The following is a 22,057-nucleotide window of genomic DNA, read 5'->3' as shown; positions in this document are numbered from 1 at the left end:
TTTGTATAGATGAGGAAGGCGTATCTCAAATCTCTCTTTGCGAAAGTCATTCTAAAGTAATTATTTAAGAAAACGCTTTCTTTAATAAATTTTTTTATTCTACCAGAATTTTTTTCTTTGTGTAGGGAGGATCACTTGAAAATATAGAGAAACTTTGAAATATCAGCATTTTAAAATTTTCCTTCACAAATTGAATCCTAAAATTTGATGATAAGAGTTGTTATTTTTAGCAATTGTAATTTGCGATTCATTCTCAATTAGGCTAAAATGAGTGAGAACGGAAAAACGATTAAAACAAGTTGGAGGGAATTGTACATGTCTGTGTTAGAAATCAAAAATTTACACGTATCAATTGAAGATAAAAAGATTCTAAAAGGGGTCGATTTAACAATTAATACTGGAGAAATCCATGCAATTATGGGACCTAATGGAACTGGTAAATCTACTTTATCAGCAGCAATTATGGGAAATCCTAACTATGAAGTCACAGAAGGAGAAATTCTATTTGACGGCGTCAACGTTTTAGATTTAGAGGTAGACGAACGTGCTCGCTTAGGTTTATTCTTAGCAATGCAATACCCAAGTGAAATTCCAGGAATTACCAATGCTGAATTCATGCGTGCAGCAATCAATGCAAAACGTGACGAAGACAACAAAATGTCAGTCATGCAGTTCTTAAAAAAATTAGATAGCAAAATGGAATTATTAAATATGCCTGAAGAAATGGCTGAGCGTTACTTAAACGAAGGTTTTTCTGGCGGCGAGAAAAAACGAAATGAAATTTTACAATTATTGATGTTAGAGCCTACGTTTGCCATTTTAGATGAAATTGATTCAGGCTTAGATATCGATGCGTTAAAAGTAGTTTCTAAAGGGGTTAATGAAATGCGCGGCGAGAACTTTGGTGCGTTAATTATTACCCATTATCAACGCTTATTGAACTATATCACGCCAGATGTTGTTCATATCATGATGGAAGGCCGCGTTGTGAAAACCGGTGGGGCTGATTTGGCAAAACGTTTAGAAACAGAAGGCTATGCTGGTATCAGCCAAGAATTAGGTATTGATTACAAAGAAGAAGCGTAAGGAGGACAAGATAAATGAAAAAAGTAAATCTAATGGATTATCTTGACGAAGTCACCGCTTTTTCACTAGAACATGAAGAACCAGCTTGGATGACTGAATTGCGAACAACGGCTTTAAGAAACGCTGACGAAAGTGAGTTACCACATATTGATCGTGTGAAATTTCATCGTTGGCCTTTATTAAATGTTCACATGGAAAGTTATGTGCCTTCTGAAGGAAATGTCGCAAGTTTTGATCAAATGAAAGACAATCCTTTAATTGTTCAACAAGGATCTTTTCATGCTTTTGAGCAATTGCCAGCCTCATTAGCGGAACAAGGGGTAATTTTTACAGACATTTTTACTGCTTTACAAGAGCACCCAGAATTGGTTAAAGAATACTATATGACTAAAGCCGTATTACCAGAAGAAGATAAGCTGACAGCAGCTCATGCAGCTTTCATGAATAGTGGCGTTTTCTTATACGTTCCTAAAAACGTAGTGATTGAAGAGCCCATTGAATCTTTGTTTATTCAGGATTCAGATAGCAACCAACCTTTCTTTAAACATGTTTTAATCGTTGCAGATAATCATAGTGAATTCAGTTATTTAGAACGTTTTCAATCAACCGGTAATCACGCAGAGAAAGCTTCTGGAAATATTGTTGTGGAAGTGATTGCGAAAGATGGCGCAAAAGTTAAATACTCAGCTGTGGATCAATTAGGGCAAACTGTAACGACTTATATGAATCGTCGTGGCTATATTATGCGGGATGCCTCTGTTGATTGGGCTCTAGGCGTCATGAATGATGGCGATGTTGTGGCTGATTTTGATTCTGATTTAGTTGGCGAAGGCGCTCATTCAGAAGTTAAAGTCGTTGCAATTAGTGCAGGTAAACAAACACAAGGCATCGACACACGAGTGACAAACAAAGCGCCACATTCGATTGGTCATATTTTACAACATGGAGTTATTCGTGAACGTGGTACTTTAACGTTTAACGGAATTGGCCACATTTTAAAAGGCGCAAAAGGAGCCGACGCACAGCAAGAAAGTCGTGTTTTAATGCTGTCTGATAAAGCTCGTGGTGATGCCAATCCAATTCTTTTAATTGATGAAAATGAAGTGACTGCCGGACACGCAGCCAGCGTTGGTCGAGTAGATCCAGAAGAAATGTATTATTTAATGAGCCGCGGCTTGCGTAAAGAAGAAGCGGAACGTTTGGTGATTCGTGGCTTCCTAGGTTCTGTCATTACAGCAATTCCAGTTAAAGAAGTACAAAATGAATTTGTAGAAGTAATTGAAGGGAAGTTAAACGCATGATGGATGCAGCAACCATTCGTCAATCGTTTCCTATTTTATTTCAAGAAGTTAATGATGAACCGCTAGTTTATTTAGACAATGCTGCAACAACCCAAAAACCAACGGCAGTGTTAGATGTTTTACGACATTATTATGAAACCGATAATGCCAATGTTCATCGTGGGGTGCACACGTTAGCCGAACGAGCAACGAAGGACTATGAAGCCTCCCGCGAAAAGGTTCGCCAATTTATCCATGCCAAAGAAACAGCGGAAGTTTTATTTACACGAGGAACAACAACCAGTTTGAATTGGATTGCCAAAAGTTATGGTGACTTGGCAGTTACAGCCGGGGATGAAATCGTCATATCTTACATGGAACATCATTCAAACATTATTCCCTGGCAACAATTAGCTCAACGTACAGGGGCCATTTTGAAGTATATAGACGTCACTGAAGACGGCTTTTTAGACATGGCAAGTGCACGTCAACAAATTACAGAAAAAACGAAAATTGTTTCGATTGCTCATGTTTCAAATGTGTTAGGGGTCATTAATCCAATCGAAGAATTAACACAATTAGCTCATCAAAATGGCGCTGTGATGGTGGTAGACGGCGCGCAAGCAGTTCCTCATATGCCTGTGGACGTTCAAGCCATCGATGCTGATTTTTATGCATTTAGTGGTCACAAAATGTGTGGACCAACTGGAATTGGTGTCCTTTATGGCAAACGTCATTTATTGGAACAAATGGAACCTGTGGAATTTGGTGGCGAAATGATTGACTTTGTTCATCTTCAAGAAAGTACTTGGAAAGAGCTTCCTTGGAAATTTGAAGCTGGCACACCTAATATTGCCGGGGCAATTGCCTTAGGTGCCGCCATTGATTATTTAACTGAAATTGGTTTAGAGGCCATTCATCAACATGAAGCAGCCCTTGTTCACTATGTTTTGCCGAAGTTGCAAGCTATCGAGGGCTTGACGATTTATGGTCCACAGGATCCAAAAGACCACACAGGTGTGATTGCTTTTAATATTGAAGGTTTACATCCACATGATGTGGCTACGGCGTTAGATATGGAAGGGGTCGCTGTCAGAGCGGGTCACCATTGCGCGCAACCGTTATTAAACTATCTGAGCGTGCCAGCAACTGCACGGGCAAGTTTTTATTTATACAATACCAAAGAAGACGCAGATCGCTTAGTTGAAGCGATTAAAGCGACAAAGGAGTTTTTCCAGCATGGCACTTTCTAAATTAGATAACTTATATCGCCAAGTCATTTTGGACCATTCTAGCCACCCACATCACCACGGAACGCTAGATGCGTCTAGCCAAACAATTGAACTGAATAATCCTACTTGTGGAGATGTGATTGAACTGGATGTGGCCATTGAAGACGGTGTGATTAAAGATATCGCCTTTCAAGGAAGTGGCTGTTCCATCAGTACCGCAAGTGCTAGTATGATGACTGATGCGGTCTTAGGAAAAACAATCGCCGAAGCAACGGCCTTAGCAGAGGATTTCTCTCAACTTGTTCAAGGAAATGAAGTGGCCGAAGATGAAAAATTAGGCGATGCAGCAATGTTAAGCGGCGTAGCTAAATTTCCAGCTCGGATTAAATGTGCAACCCTGGCTTGGAAAGCCTTAGAGCAGGCTGTTGCTAATAACGGCCAAGGCGAAGCCGGTCATTTACATTGTGAAAAATAAAGAAAGGGTGACGACGAATTGAGTACAGTACCTGAATTAGAAGAATATAAATTTGGCTTTCACGACGATGTGGAACCAGTCTTTAGTACCGGAGACGGCCTAACAGAAGACGTCGTTCGCGAAATTTCTCGCGTGAAAGGCGAACCAGAATGGATGCTTGACTTCCGTTTAAAATCGTTAGAACAATTCAATAAAATGCCCATGCAAGAATGGGGTCCAGACCTGTCAGATATTGACTTTAGTAAAATTAAATATTACCAAAAACCGAGTGACAAACCCGCACGCGATTGGGATGATGTACCTGATAAAATCAAAGAAACCTTTGAAAAAATTGGGATTCCCGAAGCTGAGCGTGCTTATCTAGCTGGGGCTTCGGCTCAATATGAATCAGAAGTTGTTTACCACAACATGAAAGAAGAATTTGAAAAATTAGGCATCATTTTTACAGATACTGACTCTGCTTTAAAAGAATATCCTGACTTATTCAAAGAGTATTTTTCAAAACTTGTGCCACCAACAGATAATAAACTGGCCGCTTTAAACTCAGCTGTTTGGTCAGGTGGAACCTTTATTTATGTACCAAAAGGCGTTCGAGTTGATGTACCATTACAAACATATTTCCGAATCAACGCTGAAAATACCGGCCAATTTGAACGGACCTTGATTATTGTCGATGAAGGGGCTAGCGTTCACTATGTTGAAGGTTGTACGGCACCAACGTATTCAAGTAACAGCTTGCATGCGGCCATCGTAGAAATTTTTACAAGAAAAGATGCTTATTGTCGTTATACCACTATTCAAAACTGGTCAGATAACGTCTACAACTTAGTAACCAAACGTGCTAAAGCTTACGAAGGTGCCACTGTCGAATGGATTGATGGTAACCTAGGAGCTAAAACAACCATGAAATATCCAAGCGTTTACTTAGATGGCAAAGGCGCCCGTGGCACGATGTTATCGATTGCCTTTGCTGGTGCTAACCAAATCCAAGATACTGGGGCCAAAATGATTCACAATGCGCCGAATACCTCTAGCTCAATTGTTTCAAAATCAATTGCTAAAGACGGCGGCGAAGTTAACTACCGTGGCCAAGTGACTTTTGGAAAAGACAGCGCAGGCTCGATTTCCCACATCGAATGCGACACGATTATCATGGACGAAAAATCAAAATCAGATACGATTCCGTTTAACGAAATCCATAACAGCCAAGTGTCCTTAGAACACGAAGCCAAAGTTTCAAAAATTTCTGAAGAACAATTATATTATTTAATGAGTCGCGGCTTATCTGAAGCCGAAGCGACAGAAATGATTGTTATGGGCTTTGTTGAACCATTTACGAAAGAATTACCGATGGAATATGCGGTTGAGTTGAATCGGTTGATTAGTTATGAGATGGAAGGGTCAGTGGGTTAGAAATTTTATAAGTTCCCGAAACGTTGATGTAATAACGTTTCGGGGCTTTTTGTTTTGTATTCATAGATAAGTGAATGCCATATTGAATGCCATTCGTCAAAAATTTACGTATTTTGCGAACCGTTCGCCAGTCTCTTTAATCTTTTCAGGAGTAACATGAGCGTAAATATTCATAGTAGTTTTGACATCTTTATGCCCCAACCTTTCCTGAACCTCTTTTATGCTTGCGCCGGATTCAAACAACAGACTAGCATGAGTATGACGAAAACCATGTAATGTAATCTTTGGTAGGTCATATTTTTCGAGTATGTTATAAAGCCAGTCATTAGGAGCTTGAGGATAATATAACTCATTGAATTTATTTGTAAAAAGAAATTGAGTGTCTTTGGATGTATTATATCCAAATTTAAAATACCACTCTTTTTGATTATATCGCCATTGTTCAATGACTTTAATCGTATTAGCATCTAGAGCAATAACCCTTTGAGAACTAATCGTTTTAGGTTCTTGAATGATAATTTGATTATGCTCATCTATAGCAAGTGTTTTTCCTATAGTAAGTTTACGATTGAAAATATCTATATCTTTCCATTGTAAAGCAAGTACTTCAGATTTTCTCATCCCTGTAAATGCTAAAAGACGGAAAAAGGTGAATATTTTTGTGCTAGTCCGACTGACTTCATTTGTATGCTTCTCTAAACACTCAAAAAACACCTCTAGTTGCTCTTTGGTGTAAAAGTTAGGAAATTCCTCTACTTCTTTTTTACGAGGTAGAATAGTCTTTCTCATGGGGTTAGAATCAATTAATTCCATTTGAACACCAAATTGAAGTATTTGTCCTACTACCTTTCTAAAATAATGGTACTGCTTGTATTGATCATGCCAAAGATTGACTATCTTTTGACAATACCTAACAGTAATTTTGTCTAACTTCAAGCTGCCGAAATATTTTAGAGCATAATTTTCAACAAATCGACGTGATGTAGCAACTGTTGAAGGTTTCACTTTCAATCGATATTGCTTTAACCATAAATCATAAAGATCAGAAAAAGTGATTTTTTCTTGATTAGTTAATTCACGATTATTTTTTTCAAAATTAGTTTGTAATTGAGCTAAAGCAATTTGAGCTTCCCTTTTAGTTTTAAAACCACCTCTAGTTGTTTTTATAGGCGTTCCTTTAACAGGGTGAGTACCTAAATATATTTGGAATTTCCAACGTTTATTACCGTTATTTAAAGTGTATTGTTTAAATGAAGCCATTTTGAAACCTCCTATAATATTGACTTTGAGGAGCTATTTCAAAAATCAATAGGAGACAACCTTAGTTTTTTTTGAGAATTTCTTCAATTAGTCTTTTGCACTCTTTTATATCTTTATTATCAATTTTACTAGTAGAATCTGTATTTTCGATTAAATTGATATGCAATATTTCGATGAGTCTATTCAATTTATCAAAAGCGGGAGGATTTTTAATTTGTAGATAACGTAATTCATTTAAATTTTTGAAAAATATATCTGATTTCCAACGATTATCAAATGATAGATTAGATTCATCTAAAGTGTTTTCAATAGTTTCAAGTGATAAATAAGGACTAACGGGACTAGAAAATTTTCTTTCTTTATAGATTAATTCAGCTACGGACATGTGCCCGTCTTGAGCAATATACTTCAAATAATCTTTAGGAGGAAATGCAAGTTCGTTTTCCCAATCACGAATTTCATTTTCTGTAACCGGTGGATTAAAAGAACTTGCAAATTCTTCTCTAGTCATATTAAGTTCGTTTTCACGAATCTGTCTAATGCGTTCTCCATAGCCTAAAGATTGTCTGAAATTTCCATAAAGTAAATAATCAATAGTGGTTCCTCCTAAGAAAGCTATTTGTTTTAAGCGTTCATCATTAGGTAAACTTTTTCCAGATTCCCATTTCTGAACTGAGCTTCTATTTGCTATGGGATTAAAAAGTTCACCAAAACGTGTTTGGGACATGGGCTTTTTAGAAAAATTGAGCCTAATAGTCTTAATTCTTTCACCTACATTTTTTTTATCAATAGATGTCATAGAATGTAATCACCGTCCTTTTTCTATTATTATACAATAAAAAAATAAATCATGATATACAAATGTATCATGATGAGGTACAACTTCTTGACCTGATTTTATGTACCGTGTTATGATACATTTATGAGGAGCTACTCATAAATTTTTTGGAGAGGATTGATTGCAAATGGAAGGATTTCAGGTTTTACTTAATGAAAAGCAAACCAAAGAGTTGCAAAAGTTTGTTTATGATTTAACTAACGAGGCTATTAAAAAAGCTATTCACGATGTAAGCTCGGATAAGGACTTCTTAAATCAGAGAGAGATGAGCGATTGGTTAGGAGTAAGCATTAATACTTTAAAGAATTATGTTAAGGAAGGTTTACCTATTATTGTGATTGGAGGAAGAAATTTTTATTCAAAAAGTGAAGTTTCGAAATTCATGTTACAAAGACAAAATGAAAGACTTGATGCTTAATCTTGGTGGATAGACATCAAGCCTTTAATGAAATAGGAGCCTGTGACTCTATTTCATCATATAGTTTAACATGAAGTAGGCTTGTTATAAAGTTATGAGTATGATGGAAAGAGTCCTCGGGTTTCTTCTAGTTGAAACTTTAGTAAACAGAGGAGAAAAATATGGAACAAAGAATATATACTAATTTTTCAGGCAAAAATTTTACTCAAATTAGAAATGAAGCAGTAAGAGATAAGAAACTTTCATGGAAAGCAAGAGGAATTTTAGTTTATTTGGCGAGTTTACCACCTGATTGGAAAATATATAAAAGCGAAGTTATGACACATTCAAAAGATAAAAAAGATAGTTTTAATAGTGGCTGGAAAGAATTAATTCGAAGGGGGTATATCAGAGGATTTAATAATAGGAATAGAGGGAAATTTAGTGGCTATACTTGGATAGTTACTGATAATCCAGTCAGAGGGATACCAGAATCGGATTTTCCAGATTCCGATAAATCGCAGTATGGAAAATCCGCAACTACAAATACCTATAATACAAATACTAATAATACAAATATATTTGATACAATAATCGATACAGATGACATCTTAACATCCTATAACAAAGAATTTTTAACTGAAAAAACAGTACGTCTTTTTTTGTTGTTTGGTACTTTTTTTGAAGCAAAGGAATTTTTAGATATTATTTTTATAGCTAAAAAAACTGTAGAGAAAAGAGTTAGTCAATCTAAAAAATCCATAAAAATTTATGGTGAAATATGGTCAAACGAAATTGAGAAAAAAGCAACTAATTTTATTTTGAAAATGAAAGAAGCAGAATACAAAGGGGAGCCTATAAAAAATTTAAAAGCATATTGGAATAAAATAATGATAAATTTTTGGGAAAATGTATATTGTATGGAAAGAGAATATGGTTTCACACAATTAGATTATTGGCATTCTAATGGTAATTTAGAATTAGAGGATATGTTTTTTGAAATGAAATCAAATTATTCTTCTAAACAGAGTTTGGAAAAAGACAGGCGTAGTTTTATTTACGACAATTAATATATAATAGAACAAGTATGTCAAATAAAAGTAAGGGCAAGCATCGGGTGTGTGCGCACACCCTGGTTTTTTTTGTTAGGAATGATCCTAAAACCTATAAACAAGTAGTGTATATTTTTTGTTTGTTGTGCTACTCGATATAAAGAAAAGTTAGATAAAAAAATGAGGTGAATTTGATAGAAAATGAAAAAAGAATACGATTATGAACATATGTACAAGGTTGAAACGATAAGTGAGCTTTCTATGGGAGTGATAGCCAAACTAATTACTTTTTTATGCAATAAAAAAATTGATATAGAAAGATCAAATGATTTTTTTGCAATATTATATCAACAATTTAAAATGATGCATAATCTAGATTTGTTTGACCTGAATGAAAAAGAACTGAAATATGTATCTGAATATTGGGAAGAGATGAATAAATTAATAGATAAAATAAAAAAAGACTCTGAGATATAAATTGCTCAGAGTTTTTTTAGGTGATCTTTTAAATTAATATTTGTGTGATTTTACCTTATCTAGAATAAGGCAAATAATAATATAGGAGTCATAAATGAAAGGCGTTAAAATTACTCCAATAATTAAGTATTGTGAAATGAATGCAGGTATTTGAGATAAATCATTTAAATAAGTAAAACCAGCGATAACTAGTATAAGTAATATTAAAGTAATCAGATAATTTTTTGAAATTGCAAAACAAAAATAAATAATAGAAAAAGCAAGATAAGATAAGAATATTTTTCCTAAAGTAGAACTTTGAGAATGTTGTAATGGGAATACGGCTATAATGATTGACAGAAATATCTTTGAAAATATTACTTTAATATAAGAATTATTCATATGAAATCTCCTTTGTGGACTTGTACTGGTCCCATTATATCATAAATTTTCACTAAGATTAGATGAAAAAGGACTTATTTTAGTCCAGAAAGTGTGCTAGTCTTGGGAGAAGAAAAGATTATAGATAATGAAAATATTATTGGCAGTAACATTAGGAGAATACGATTGGAAAAAGGAATAGGACAGACTGAATTAGTTAAACAACTACAGTTAATGAATGTGAATATTACCAGAGAAACACTTGTTAAGATTGAAAGCGGAAAGCAACATATTAAGTTGGAACAATTAAAAGGAATAAAAAAATTTTTTGACATTAGTTATTCAGAGTTTTTTACTTAATAAATACTTCTATTGAAGAAGATTTACATTTTTTGATCCAAGTTATGCATAAAGTGAGAAAATTTTATCTTTTTAGCATTTAAAATTAATTTTAATGAAAATAATTTTTGGAGATGAAGTAAATGGATGTTTGTATAAAAGAATTGAGAATTAGAAATTATAAATGTTATGAAAGTGTCGATGTAGATTTAAAAGATTCCAACCTGCTTCTAGGTGTTAATAATGTTGGTAAGACATCTCTATTAGAAGCCATAGAATTATGTTTTACTCAATATAAAAGAATTAATGAAGAAATTATTTTCGTTAAAAAAGATGAAATATTATCAAAAGACAAATCAATAATATTAGATTTATTAATCGAATCTAAGAATCATGAATTTACTGAAAAATGGTTTGACTTGTTTGGCGAACTTGTTTTTGAAGAAAATGAAAAGCAATATGCTGGAATTAGAACCATAATAAAATATAATCATGCGACTGGAGATTATCAAATTGAAAGGAAAGGGATGAATAGTTGGCCAAGTACTGATGAAGTTGAAAATTTTGAGAATTTTAGCACAAATAGAGTTACTAAAGATTTAATAGAAGCATTCCCAGTTTTTTATTTAGATGCTAAAAGAGACATTGCTTCTGAAATGAACGATAAGTACTCTTATTTTGGGAAATTAGTGAAAGATATTAAGCTGTCAGAAGAAAATCTACAGGAAATGGAAAGACATTTAAATGAAATTAATGACAATATTGTGGAGAATAGTGAGGTATTAAAACATTTATCTGGTAGTTTAAATGAAATTAGTCAAGTATTGGATTCTGGAGAGAGTTCTATACAAATTAATCCAGTTAGTAGAAAGATAAAAGATTTAAATCAAGGAATGGAGATTCGCTTCACAGATAAAAAATCTGAATCATTTTCAATCATTAACCAAGGGATGGGAACTAGAAGTTGGGCTACTTTTTTAACTTTATCAGCATATATAAAATGGAAAACAAAAGAAATGGCTGAAAAAGGGTCTGCATTCCATCCAATTCTTTTGTTAGAAGAACCAGAAGCACACTTACATCCACAAGCTCAAAGGAAAATTTATTCTCAAATGAGTAATTTAGATGGTCAAAAGATCATAAGCACACATTCGCCAATAATTGCTTCTCAATCAGACATTGGTGAAATTATTCATGTATATAAAAAAGGCGATAACTCTAAAACTAATAATATTTTAGTTGATGAATTAAATCAAAATGAAATTCGAAAAATCAAAGAAGAAGTTTTTAAAACTCGTGGGGATGTTCTGTTTGCAGATGTATTGATATTATGCGAAGGGGAAACAGAAGATCAAGTTTTACCACAATTTTTTAAAGAATATTTTGGCTATGAACCCTTTGAACTAGGAGTTAATATAGTAAGTGTTGGTGGATTTGGGAAGTACAAACCATTTCTTAGAGTTGCGAAAGATTTGGATATTGAATTATTTATTTTAAGCGATGGTGAGGAGGAAGTAATACAAAAAGTTAAAAAAGCTTATAAAAGTGTGTATTGTAATATCACTGAGGAAGATATAGATAAACGAATAAAATTTTTACCAGAAGAATGTGACTTTGAAAAATATTTGGTAAATCATGGTTATCAAAAAGAGCTATTAAGAGTAATCGGACTTATTGAACAGGATGAAGATTATCTTTCTAAATATATTGATAAAAAAAATGGCACTGAAAAAAAGAGGATAAAAACAAATGAAAAATGTTCTAAATGTAATCAAAATATATTTAAGGCTCCTATTAGAGATTATAGTGGTAATGAAGGGTATCAGGAAGCACTTCTAGATTATTTAAAAGAAAATAAAACAGAGTATTCTTCAATGATTGGTAGTGAAATTCTTAAACGCAAAGATAAAACTAAAATACCTGATATCATTCAAGAAATGTTTTTTGAAATATCGAAAGTTAAGAATTTCTCGATTGCCTCATTATATGCTGAAAAGGGGAGATAAAAATGAAGTTGACAGTTAGCCAACAAAAAATAGTAGATTATATTGATGGTCCAATATTGGTAACAGCAGGACCAGGAAGTGGTAAAACGAGGGTATTAACGCAGAGAATTGCCAATATTTTAGAGTTGAGAAAAGGAAAAGTTTTAGCTTTAACATTTAGTAATAAAGCAGCAGAAGAAATATCAGATAGAGTAAAACAACAACTTTCTGTAGAAAATCACGATAGAATAAAAGTAGAAACTATTCACAGTTTCTGTTTGGATCTAGTTTTAAATAGAGGAAATCAAATAGGTCTTAAAAGTGGTTTGACAGTTATTGAAGATAAGAATGATAAACTTGATATTTTAAAGAGAGCATATTTGAATTCAAAAATGATGATTCCAGAAGATAAAGTGTTGCGTAAAGAATTAAATGCTATAGAAGGATATAAAAAAAATTTTTTATATCCTGATAGTATGGAACATAATAACGAATTTACAGATATCTTTGAAACTTACAATAATTTATTAAAGTCTAACAGAATGATTGATTTTGATGATATATTATACTACTCATACAGGATTTTAATAGAGTGTCCATCAGTTGCAAAAAATTATACGAGACTTTATAAATACATTTTGATAGATGAAGCACAAGATTTAAATAATACTCAGTATAGAATTATCAAGGCGTTGACCCCAAACTTTGAAAACTTAATGATGGTCGGAGATTCTGCACAATCAATTTATGGATTCAATGGGTCAGATAGTAAAATTATGACTAAACTATTCGTCGAAGACTACAAACCTAAAACTTTTTCATTAGTAGAAAACTTTAGGTCTACTTCAAAAATAATTGAAGCAGCTAGCAAAATTCAACCTGAATCAAAATCATTGTCAGTTTATCCTTTAGAAGGCGAACTTCAAATACACTCTTTTGAAAATGAAATTGAAGAAGCTGAATGGATTACTAAAAAGATACACTATTTATTAACCAATGGTAGTGAGTGGGTAGAAGAAGATATTACTTTAAAAGATATCGCTATTATTGGTAGAAATAGATATTTATTTTCAAAATTAGAAAAAAAACTTGAAGACAGTCAAATAGATTTTTCTTTTGGTGGTGTAAACTCTAATATTGAGTGTGAAACAATTGAAATGAAGATATTTGAATTAGGAATTCGAATTATTGTTAATCCTTTTGATGATTTACACTATAGACAATTAAATAAACATCTTTCTAGAAAAAATAAAGAAGAAAATTTTTTAGAAGATATTTTAACCAATGATGTAGTTAATTCAAATGAGGTAAATATACAGGTTTTTAATTCGATAGTTGAAGCATGGAATATATTATATAATTACCAAGAGGATTTTAATAAAGCTTTAAATATTATAAAAGATGTGGTTTTAAATGGAGATTTTGATGAGGAATTTAAATTTTTAATTCAAGGCGACATAGAATTATGGGAAACTCGTTGGAACAAATACGTCAAACAATCTGTAAAAGGAGATAGAAGTCTAGCATATTTTAGAAATCAAGTTTCTTTGGGAAAATTAAATACAGATAGTAATTCAGGTGTTTCTTTATTAACGGTCCACATGTCAAAAGGCTTAGAATTTGAAGTAGTTTTTATAATAGGCATGGTAGAAGGAACATTTCCTGACTACAGAGTAAAAACTCCTGTTCAAGAAAAAGAAGAACTAAATAATATGTTTGTTGCTTTAACTAGGGCAAAAAGAGAGTGTTATTTGACTTATCCTCTAGAGAAAGAAATGCCCTGGGGGAGCAGTAAAAGGCAAATAAAATCGAAATATTTATATAAAATTCAAAATTGATTTTTGAAATAGCTCCTCAAAATTTTAATGCCAAATTAAATGCTATTTTATTTGTGCTTTTTGAATACGATATATATAAGATCAAAAATAATCTCATCATTTTCTTTGATCTAATGCTTATTATAACCTATTGATTACCGATAAATTTAATGGAAGGCAGTGTTGGATAAACCTATTATAGGAGCTAGAACCCTTGATGTATAAGGATTCTAGCTTTTTTATTTTGTCTTGATAGTAGAAATGACCAGCTTTTTACTGATGAGCCATCATATCAGCAAACTCTTGACCAGTTTTCTTAGGGGCGCTGTTCGCAATATCTGTATAGATAGATTACGTTACTTTTCTATTTATGTTGATGAGTCTATTCCAAATGATCAGCAAGCTATATCAGAAGCAATTGAACATCTGAAAGCAATTGCCTATCTGTTCAGCAGAAGGTGGAGAAGGGATTACAGTAAGCTTAAAAGAGCCGCTGGAAACGGAGTACACTCTTACTCTAATTGATGGACAACCAACCCAAGCTAATCATATCTTTGGCAGAATCATACAAGGAATTGAATAGGATAGAGAAACCCACCCCGTTGATATTTGACCGTACTAAGGGTACCCTTTAATTGAGCTACACGGCTCACTTGGGATACTCTTTTTTTGTCTTTTGCAAAAGGTTAATAAATTTTGATAGATGAAACTAAATGAAATTAGGGTTAAGAATGCTGATACAAAGGGATGTTCTGTTTCATTTATGTGGAAATAAAAAAATAGTTTTCTGCTAAAAATAGTTAAAAAGTACTACATAGTTGTGGCAGTTATTGCAGATGAAACAGACCTACAATTATTTCAGGTTGTAATACTCATATGAAATATTTGTACAATGTTTCATATCTATAAGTTTTTATTGTTAATTGATTGAGTAGATGCAGAATAAGCTACTCATGAATTAGGGCTTTAGGAGATATTTTAATATAGAGATAGTCACTTCTATTTTTTTATTTAATACACTTAAATAATTAATTATATATCTTATACTTAGTATGATACAATTTATTATAGATAGGAAATTAACAATTGGAGTGAATAAAATGTCAAGTTACAGAGTCATGAATTTAATATTTAAAAATGGGGAAATATCAAATAAATTGGAAAAAATTCATGTTAATGTATTAGAGAATAATCCAGTCACCTATGTTTACTATAATCTTAAAACTAAAAAAATTTATGTTGGAGAGACTAATGGCTTCATTAGAAGACACTATGAGCATCTGATTGAAAGCAATCCGAAAGTGGATTATAGAGATTATACAAATTGCTTAGTCATATACTCCAGTCTATTTGATAAATCGTCCATTCTGGATTTGGAATCATTAATATTGAACTATATGATTGCTGAATCTGATGTGACAAAATTTGTATTAGCTAATGGAAATAATGGACAAACTAAGTTGGTATATAAAAATAAGGAAGAAATATTAACAGAAGTTTTTAATAAATTATGGAATAATGAATTGTATACACTGGGGTTAGTAGATAATCCTAATGTTGAAGAGTTAAGAGAAAGACTTCTGTTTAAGTACTCTCCTTTTAAACAGCTATCATTTAAGCAAAAAGAAATAGTTGATGAAATTGAAAAAAACATAACAAAAAAATATTTAATTGAAGCACCAGCAGGTTCTGGTAAGTCAGTTCTATTTACAAACTTAGCTTTTTCCTTAGCTGAAGTGTATCCTGATTTAAGAATAGGTTTGATAACAACAGGAAATTTAACTAAACAATTTAATTTGATATTTAAGTCGATCGGTCTGAACAATAGATTAATAGTAAAAACAGGTTCTCAACTAATAATGGATGCAAAGAAAAATGAGCAAAAATACGATATTATTATTGTAGATGAAGCTCATAAATTGAAAAAATACTATAGAAAAGGACATCCGAATGCAAGAAGACATCTTGATGAAGGTGATGATGAGATCACTCTTCTTGAAAAATTAACAGATGGATTAGTTCTGTTATATGATCCATATCAAGGTATTAAACCTCAGAATATTAGACCTGCAGAAATAAGAAGCCTTACGAGTGATTATAAAAAAGTTTGTTTAATGCAACAGTTTAGAATCGGAGGAGATAGAGATTTCTCAGGAGAAGATTTTTTAAAAGGCATATTATACGGTTTTCAATTAAGTAATGACAAAAGTTTTAATTCTAAAGTTTTTAAAGATGACTATTTTAAAATTGTAGCCACTTTTAAAGAAGTTATTGACTATGTTGATGATTATTCTCACGCTTATCCAGAAACGACCAATAGACTGATTGCTGGTTACTGCAGAGAGTGGGTATCAAATACTGGGAAAAAAGAAAATAAAGGTAAAAAATTTGAAGAATTGCCATACGATTGGAATATAGATGGTATACAAAAAAGATGGAACTCTACTTATGAAGATTGGGTAAAGAAACCAAACTCAGAAAAGGAAATAGGTTCAATACATGCAATTCAAGGATATGATCTAAACTATTCCGGAGTTATAGTAGGCAATGATATAACAGTAAAAGATGGAAAAATTGTGGCGGTGCCAGAAAACTACAAAGATATCGGCGGGACACCTCTAAAAGAGGGATTTAATTTATCTGAATTAACAGAGTATATATTAAATATTTATTATGTACTACTTTCAAGAGGTATAGATGGTTGTGCTGTTTACTTTGAAGATAAAAATGTAGAGAAACTAGTTAAAGAACGAGTGGGCTTATAGGAGGAATGCATTATGGAAGACTTAATAAAAGAAATTAACCAATTTAGAGATGACAGGGACTGGAGACAATTTCATAATGCTAAAGACCTAGCATTATCAGTTTCTCTTGAAGCTTCAGAATTACTGGAAAACTTTCAATGGAAGTCGAGTGAAGAAGCAATAGCTGATGATTTAGAAAATATTAAAGATGAGATTGCTGATGTGATGATTTATTGCTTGATTTTAGCTGATGATTTAGGTTTGAGTGTTGAAGAGATTATAAAGAATAAGATTAAGAAGAATGGAAAGAAATATACTGTAGAGAAGAGTAAGGGAAAAAGATAAAGGAAGCAATATCAATAACTTTTAATACTTTTGAAAAAAGTTCTTTTTGTAAGCGGGTAGAGTTTAAAAATGAAGAAGCTGGGTATGAAAAAGATAATTTTACATTTGTTGGAAGTATGAATATTAGTATTTTTGAGGCAATGATTTCATCAGTTATAGATAGAATAATGCATAACAAAATAATCAACGATGAGAAAATATTAATTAATTATAAAAAAAAGATGGCTAGTATAGATAAAGAAGCAAAAGAAACTGGTGTAAATCCTTTTAGTATATCAACAGGAACAGCGGAATCAATTAATGCCAGATTAAGTATATTCGATAAAATTATTGGAGATAGTATTGATGATTTATGAATTTAATAGTGAGGACACTTTAATTGATATTCAAAGGAATTTTTCGAGAATTGTTGATGTATCAAACAGTCTATCAGATAATTCTTCTAGCTATAGACGATTTTATGAGGAAATTGGTCTAGATTTTAATATAGCCAAGGAATCAATAAAAAAATCAGAGTATTCTTTGTTGATTGATTGTTATACATTTTCGGAAAAATTATTAAAAAATACTATCTATCATTGTCTGGAATTTAAAAATAATAGTAACGATTATGTAAATAATTTTATGTTCAGAAAACTAAATCCAGAGAAGTTTAGTCCTAATCCTAAATTTAAATCTTTTGAAGAGGAATTAAAATCTTTAAATAGTAATTTTAAATTTGTTTTAAATCAAAACTTTTCAAAGATTAAAAGTTACGATAGTATGATTCAACCTCGTCATCAATATGCTCATGCTAATATTTATCCTTTAGATATTAAAAATTCAGAGGAGGATTTATTAGAAGTATTGGCTTATTTAGATTGGGAATGTAATATGTTTTTGAATAATATTCAAAAACATATTACATTAGAAAATTTATTTAAATGTATCGTTAAAGACTCTGAAAAATTAAAAAAAATAAATAATTCGAAAAAAATTAAAAATCTTTCTAGTAAAGAACGATATAACATAGATATATTTGAATTTAGAAAAAAAGCAAAAATATTCAATAAAAAATATAAACAAGAAATTTCTGGGTTAAAAATATTTGATTCAATACTAATTGAATTTGAACGTATAGAACTATTAAATTTTAATATAAATACTGGTTCAGAGTTATCCGAAGTATGTAGAAAAATATTAGAATGTCTAGCATGATTGATCTTTTGGTTGATTTTATCTAGAATTTTTTTTCATTTATTACTCTAAGGATTTGGTTATCAAACTTTATTTTTTTATAAGTACAGTCAATTGACACTCTAAAGAGTTACCATAATTCATTTAAAAACTTCTTTAAAAAGAAAAAATACTATAAGGTATCTGAATTGATATGTATAAAATTAATAAAAAATGTTGGGAAATGTCCCAACATTTTTTGCTACCAATAACACATCAAAATTGACCAGATTTTGACCATCCTAATTTGATAATCATTGATAAATATTGAGTCTTTAAACTACAATAAGAACTCTTAATAACTTGGTTTGATAGTTAATGACACTGGTTGAGAAGTCGATTCCAATATGGAAGGCTCTGTCGGCTAGTTTTTCACTCTACCAACAAATAATCAACCAAAACAACAACGGAAAGCCAAACAAGAAACATACTAATCATGCTTCTTCAAAGAAGCACAAATAAAAAAGCGATGACTCGAGAAGAAAGTCTCTATGAAGTCATCGCTTTTTCTTATATTTTAGTTAAAAAATTATTTTACTAAAGGTTGAAGTAACTTGTTCCAGAAACTAATGAGTGGGCCAGCACCAAATGCACAAATAATTGTACCAATCCCAATTGGACCACCAGCAATAAAGCCAATTAATAGGACCAACAAATCTTGTGCTTTTCGAACAGAAGCGTAAGGTTTGTTGATTTGTTGACAGATGGTTGGCGCAATCGCATCATAGGGGGATTCGCCTTGATCTGTAGCCATGTATAAGGCGCAGCCAAATGTAAAAATCAGGACTCCGAAGAATAAAGAAAGTAGTTTGCCAATTGTTGAGCCTCCTAAACTATTGGCGTAAGGTTGAAGCCAAGTAGAAATCTGTTGAATCAAAATCCCTACTAAAAGCATATTTAAAATAGTTCCTAGACCAATGGCTTTTTTGTTTTTTAAATAGACATAGAATAAAATAAACGCATTGACAATAATTTGAAAAATGCCTAATTGCATACCAAACATCGAAGAAAGTCCGATATTCATAGCAGTGAAAGGATCAACTCCTAAACCTGCCACTCTTAAAGTGGATGCGCCAATCCCGATAATAACTAAACCAATTAAAATTAAAAGAACATTTTTGACTAGTTTCATGGTAAGCCTCCTGAATAGATTTTGTGTGTGATAGTACAAAGTCTGCAACAAAAATTCATAGAGAATTTTGTTGCAGACTACTTTTTAACCAGCTCCGTGTTGGAACGAAGGGTATAGAGACATCCCGCCATCTACAAAGAGTGTTGTTCCGGTTACGTATGAGGATTCATCAGAAGCTAACCAAGCGGCCGCAGCAGCTACTTGATTTGGTTTACCAATAATGCCCATAGGAACCATGCTCGTTGTTTGTTTTAACTGTTCGGGATCGGAAAATTTTTCAGCATTAATAGGTGTGTTAATCGCTCCAGGCGCAATACAGTTGGCACGAATACCATATTCCGCATATTCCAAAGCGATTGTTTTCGTGAACATTTCGGTGGCGCCTTTACTTGCCGCATAGTGGGCGAACGTTGGCCAAGGAATTCTTTGGTGAACGGAGGACATATTAATGATTGACCCTTTGATTTTTTGATCTCTAAATATTCGGAGTGCCTCTCTAGAACCCAAAAAGACACCGTTTAAATTGACATCAATGACACGTTGCCATTCTTTTAATGGCATATCAATTGTCGGAAAAGAAGCCTCCACACCGGCGTTATTTACCCAAATGTCAACATGACCAAACTCTTTTAAAGCGGTTTCAGCTAACGCTTTAATATCTTCTTCATTAGAGACATCAGCCTTCACGAATTTTACGCGGTCTGCGTGCTTGGCTTGGACATCTTCAAATTCTTTAGGCAGCTCACCGACATAGTCAGCAACAACATTCATACCTTCTAAGATATAACGCAGAGTAATAAATAATCCTAAACCCGTAGCTGCACCAGTGACAACGGCCACTTTACCATGTAATTCTCCATACATTGATTCATTCCCCCTAAAATTACTATTAATACTTTCATGGTAGCACATGTCAATCAGCGTGTTGATAAAATACGACAAACTGTCGGAAAAGTTTATGGTCTAAAGTTAGCTACTATTGTTGAAGGTCTTTAAAAAAATACTGGTCGTAGTAATCAATTCCTCTCATTTATAGAGTTTTCTAAAAAAACACAAAATATCTAGGCGAAGTGGTCAAGTCCAATGGTTATTTATGAGTGAATATGCTAAAATAAAACTTGTCTTACATAAGGAAAGATTTGTTCACTAACAGTGGCGACTGTTCTCAGTAAACAGTTGCACTGGTTTATCGGGAAGGGAACAGAGCAAGTTTTACGAGACTTTCCCATGTAATAATAAAAAGCACTGAACGTCAGTGAATGAAGGAAGAAGGACATCTATGAAAACAATTATCACATTCATTATTGTCTTCGGTATTCTTGTCCTCGTACATGAATTTGGCCACTTTTATTTTGCAAAACGAGCGGGTATTTTAGTTCGTGAGTTTGCAATCGGAATGGGACCAAAGATTTTTGCGCATCGTGGAAAAGATGGCACCACTTATACGATTCGCTTATTGCCAATTGGTGGCTATGTGCGAATGGCTGGGATGGGCGAAGACATGACAGAAATCACACCAGGTATGCCTCTATCTGTTGAGTTAAATGCCGTGGGTAATGTGGTTAAAATTAATACAAGTAAAAAAGTACAATTACCTCATAGTATTCCGATGGAAGTCGTTGATTTTGATCTTGAAAAAGAATTATTCATCAAGGGCTATGTCAATGGAAACGAGGAAGAAGAAACCGTTTATAAAGTTGACCATGATGCAACGATTATTGAAAGTGATGGAACCGAGGTGCGGATTGCGCCACTTGACGTTCAATTTCAATCAGCGAAATTATCGCAACGCATTTTGACGAACTTTGCGGGACCCATGAATAACTTTATCTTAGGGTTTATTCTGTTTACGTTAGCGGTCTTTCTACAAGGAGGCGTTACTGATTTAAACACGAATCAAATTGGACAAGTGATTCCTAATGGCCCAGCCGCAGAAGCTGGGTTGAAAGAAAATGATAAAGTCTTATCGATTAATAATCAAAAAATCAAAAAATACGAAGATTTTACAACCATTGTGCAGAAGAACCCCGAAAAGCCGTTAACGTTCGTAGTTGAGCGTAACGGCAAAGAAGAGCAACTAACAGTGACACCAGAAAAACAAAAAGTGGAAAAACAAACGATTGGTAAAGTCGGCGTTTATCCTTATATGAAAACCGATTTACCGTCAAAATTGATGGGCGGTATTCAGGATACTTTAAATAGTACGACACAGATTTTTAAAGCACTCGGCTCACTATTCACCGGTTTTAGCTTAAACAAACTAGGTGGGCCAGTCATGATGTTTAAATTATCGGAAGAAGCATCCAATGCTGGAGTAAGTACAGTTGTATTCTTAATGGCCATGTTGTCAATGAACTTAGGGATTATTAATTTGTTGCCAATCCCAGCTTTAGATGGCGGGAAAATTGTCTTAAACATTATTGAAGGTGTACGTGGAAAACCAATTAGTCCTGAAAAAGAAGGCATCATTACGTTAATTGGCTTTGGGTTTGTCATGGTGTTAATGGTGTTAGTTACTTGGAACGATATTCAACGCTTTTTCTTTTAAGGAGAAAGCTTAAGTAAAAAAGTGTGTAAAGAAATCAAAAATAGTTGATTTTAAAATAGAGG

Annotated in this window: 20 protein-coding genes; 16 read left to right on the top strand and 4 right to left on the bottom strand. The window is 32.8% G+C overall.

Annotated elements, in window-relative coordinates; translation table 11 throughout:
- Window positions 1-315 precede the first annotated feature (315 nt).
- The 5 genes from sufC to sufB are packed head-to-tail and all read left to right on the top strand — an operon-like array spanning window position 316 to window position 5,486.
- A complete protein-coding gene (gene sufC / locus IGM09_RS09000) occupies window positions 316-1,086 on the top strand; it encodes a Fe-S cluster assembly ATPase SufC (RefSeq protein WP_002356763.1) in 771 nt (256 codons plus the stop codon).
- A 14-nt stretch (window positions 1,087-1,100) separates the two neighbouring features.
- A complete protein-coding gene (gene sufD, locus IGM09_RS08995; protein ID WP_010776000.1) occupies window positions 1,101-2,387 on the top strand; it encodes a Fe-S cluster assembly protein SufD in 1,287 nt (428 codons plus the stop codon).
- Entirely contained in the window at window positions 2,384-3,619 is a 1,236-nt protein-coding gene (locus IGM09_RS08990) for a cysteine desulfurase (protein WP_002376739.1), read from the top strand. The genes sufD and IGM09_RS08990 overlap by 4 nt, the downstream gene beginning before the upstream one ends.
- The gene (gene sufU, locus IGM09_RS08985) at window positions 3,606-4,073 is read left to right on the top strand and encodes a Fe-S cluster assembly sulfur transfer protein SufU (RefSeq protein ID WP_002356768.1); all 468 of its coding nucleotides are present in this window, start codon (window positions 3,606-3,608) and stop codon (window positions 4,071-4,073) included. Before IGM09_RS08990 ends, sufU begins: the two co-directional genes overlap by 14 nt.
- 18 nt (window positions 4,074-4,091) lie before the next feature.
- On the top strand, window positions 4,092-5,486 hold the full coding sequence (sufB, locus tag IGM09_RS08980) for a Fe-S cluster assembly protein SufB (RefSeq protein WP_002356769.1): 1,395 nt from the start codon (window positions 4,092-4,094) through the stop codon (window positions 5,484-5,486).
- Window positions 5,487-5,582: 96 nt separating this feature from the next.
- Here the strand turns inward: sufB and IGM09_RS08975 are convergent, their stop codons facing one another.
- Window positions 5,583-6,746, bottom strand: coding sequence for a site-specific integrase (locus IGM09_RS08975; RefSeq protein ID WP_104858214.1), 1,164 nt, complete (start codon window positions 6,744-6,746; stop codon window positions 5,583-5,585).
- Between the two features lie 61 nt (window positions 6,747-6,807).
- Window positions 6,808-7,545 carry a helix-turn-helix domain-containing protein gene (locus IGM09_RS08970; RefSeq protein WP_104858215.1) on the bottom strand — a complete coding sequence of 246 codons (738 nt, stop codon included), beginning with the start codon at window positions 7,543-7,545 and terminating at the stop codon, window positions 6,808-6,810.
- Window positions 7,546-7,711: 166 nt separating this feature from the next.
- On the opposite strand from IGM09_RS08970, the gene IGM09_RS08965 reads away from it, so the two are divergent.
- The 10 genes from IGM09_RS08965 to IGM09_RS08920 all read left to right on the top strand — a co-directional run bounded on the left by IGM09_RS08965 (window position 7,712) and on the right by IGM09_RS08920 (window position 18,297).
- Window positions 7,712-8,002 (top strand): helix-turn-helix domain-containing protein, encoded by a 291-nt coding sequence (locus IGM09_RS08965; RefSeq protein WP_104858222.1) that lies wholly within the window; start codon window positions 7,712-7,714, stop codon window positions 8,000-8,002.
- 161 nt (window positions 8,003-8,163) lie between these two features.
- Window positions 8,164-9,051 (top strand): hypothetical protein, encoded by an 888-nt coding sequence (locus tag IGM09_RS08960; RefSeq protein WP_113826063.1) that lies wholly within the window; start codon window positions 8,164-8,166, stop codon window positions 9,049-9,051.
- A 183-nt stretch (window positions 9,052-9,234) separates the two neighbouring features.
- Entirely contained in the window at window positions 9,235-9,510 is a 276-nt protein-coding gene (locus IGM09_RS08955; protein WP_104858217.1) for a hypothetical protein, read from the top strand.
- Window positions 9,511-9,984: 474 nt separating this feature from the next.
- Complete coding sequence (locus IGM09_RS08950) at window positions 9,985-10,230, top strand: helix-turn-helix domain-containing protein (protein WP_104858219.1); 246 nt, start codon at window positions 9,985-9,987, stop codon at window positions 10,228-10,230.
- Between the two features lie 122 nt (window positions 10,231-10,352).
- Window positions 10,353-12,215: an ATP-dependent nuclease gene (locus IGM09_RS08945; RefSeq protein ID WP_113826061.1), complete on the top strand. Its 1,863-nt coding sequence runs from the start codon at window positions 10,353-10,355 to the stop codon at window positions 12,213-12,215.
- Window positions 12,216-12,217: 2 nt separating this feature from the next.
- Window positions 12,218-14,032, top strand: a complete 1,815-nt coding sequence (locus tag IGM09_RS08940; protein WP_104858221.1) for an ATP-dependent helicase — start codon at window positions 12,218-12,220, stop codon at window positions 14,030-14,032.
- 1,079 nt (window positions 14,033-15,111) lie between these two features.
- Entirely contained in the window at window positions 15,112-16,776 is a 1,665-nt protein-coding gene (locus IGM09_RS08935; protein WP_010713219.1) for a DUF2075 domain-containing protein, read from the top strand.
- Between the two features lie 12 nt (window positions 16,777-16,788).
- Window positions 16,789-17,100: a nucleotide pyrophosphohydrolase gene (locus IGM09_RS08930; protein WP_080270540.1), complete on the top strand. Its 312-nt coding sequence runs from the start codon at window positions 16,789-16,791 to the stop codon at window positions 17,098-17,100.
- 116 nt (window positions 17,101-17,216) lie between these two features.
- Window positions 17,217-17,456: a hypothetical protein gene (locus IGM09_RS08925; RefSeq protein WP_033625072.1), complete on the top strand. Its 240-nt coding sequence runs from the start codon at window positions 17,217-17,219 to the stop codon at window positions 17,454-17,456.
- On the top strand, window positions 17,446-18,297 hold the full coding sequence (locus tag IGM09_RS08920) for a hypothetical protein (RefSeq protein WP_033625071.1): 852 nt from the start codon (window positions 17,446-17,448) through the stop codon (window positions 18,295-18,297). The genes IGM09_RS08925 and IGM09_RS08920 overlap by 11 nt, the downstream gene beginning before the upstream one ends.
- Before the next feature lie 547 nt (window positions 18,298-18,844).
- Here the strand turns inward: IGM09_RS08920 and IGM09_RS08915 are convergent.
- A complete protein-coding gene (locus IGM09_RS08915; protein ID WP_002384244.1) occupies window positions 18,845-19,447 on the bottom strand; it encodes a YczE/YyaS/YitT family protein in 603 nt (200 codons plus the stop codon).
- 84 nt (window positions 19,448-19,531) lie between these two features.
- On the bottom strand, window positions 19,532-20,311 hold the full coding sequence (locus IGM09_RS08910) for an SDR family oxidoreductase (protein WP_002359767.1): 780 nt from the start codon (window positions 20,309-20,311) through the stop codon (window positions 19,532-19,534).
- Window positions 20,312-20,726: 415 nt separating this feature from the next.
- Between IGM09_RS08910 and rseP the strand changes: the two genes are divergently transcribed.
- Entirely contained in the window at window positions 20,727-21,995 is a 1,269-nt protein-coding gene (rseP, locus tag IGM09_RS08905; RefSeq protein WP_002362168.1) for an RIP metalloprotease RseP, read from the top strand.
- Window positions 21,996-22,057 lie beyond the last annotated feature (62 nt).

It is taken from the genome of Enterococcus sp. DIV0167, assembly GCF_050541555.1.
GTDB classification, from domain to species: domain Bacteria; phylum Bacillota; class Bacilli; order Lactobacillales; family Enterococcaceae; genus Enterococcus; species Enterococcus faecalis.
Note: the sequence above shows the minus strand (reverse complement) of the source record. Positions and strands in the feature narration are given on the sequence as shown.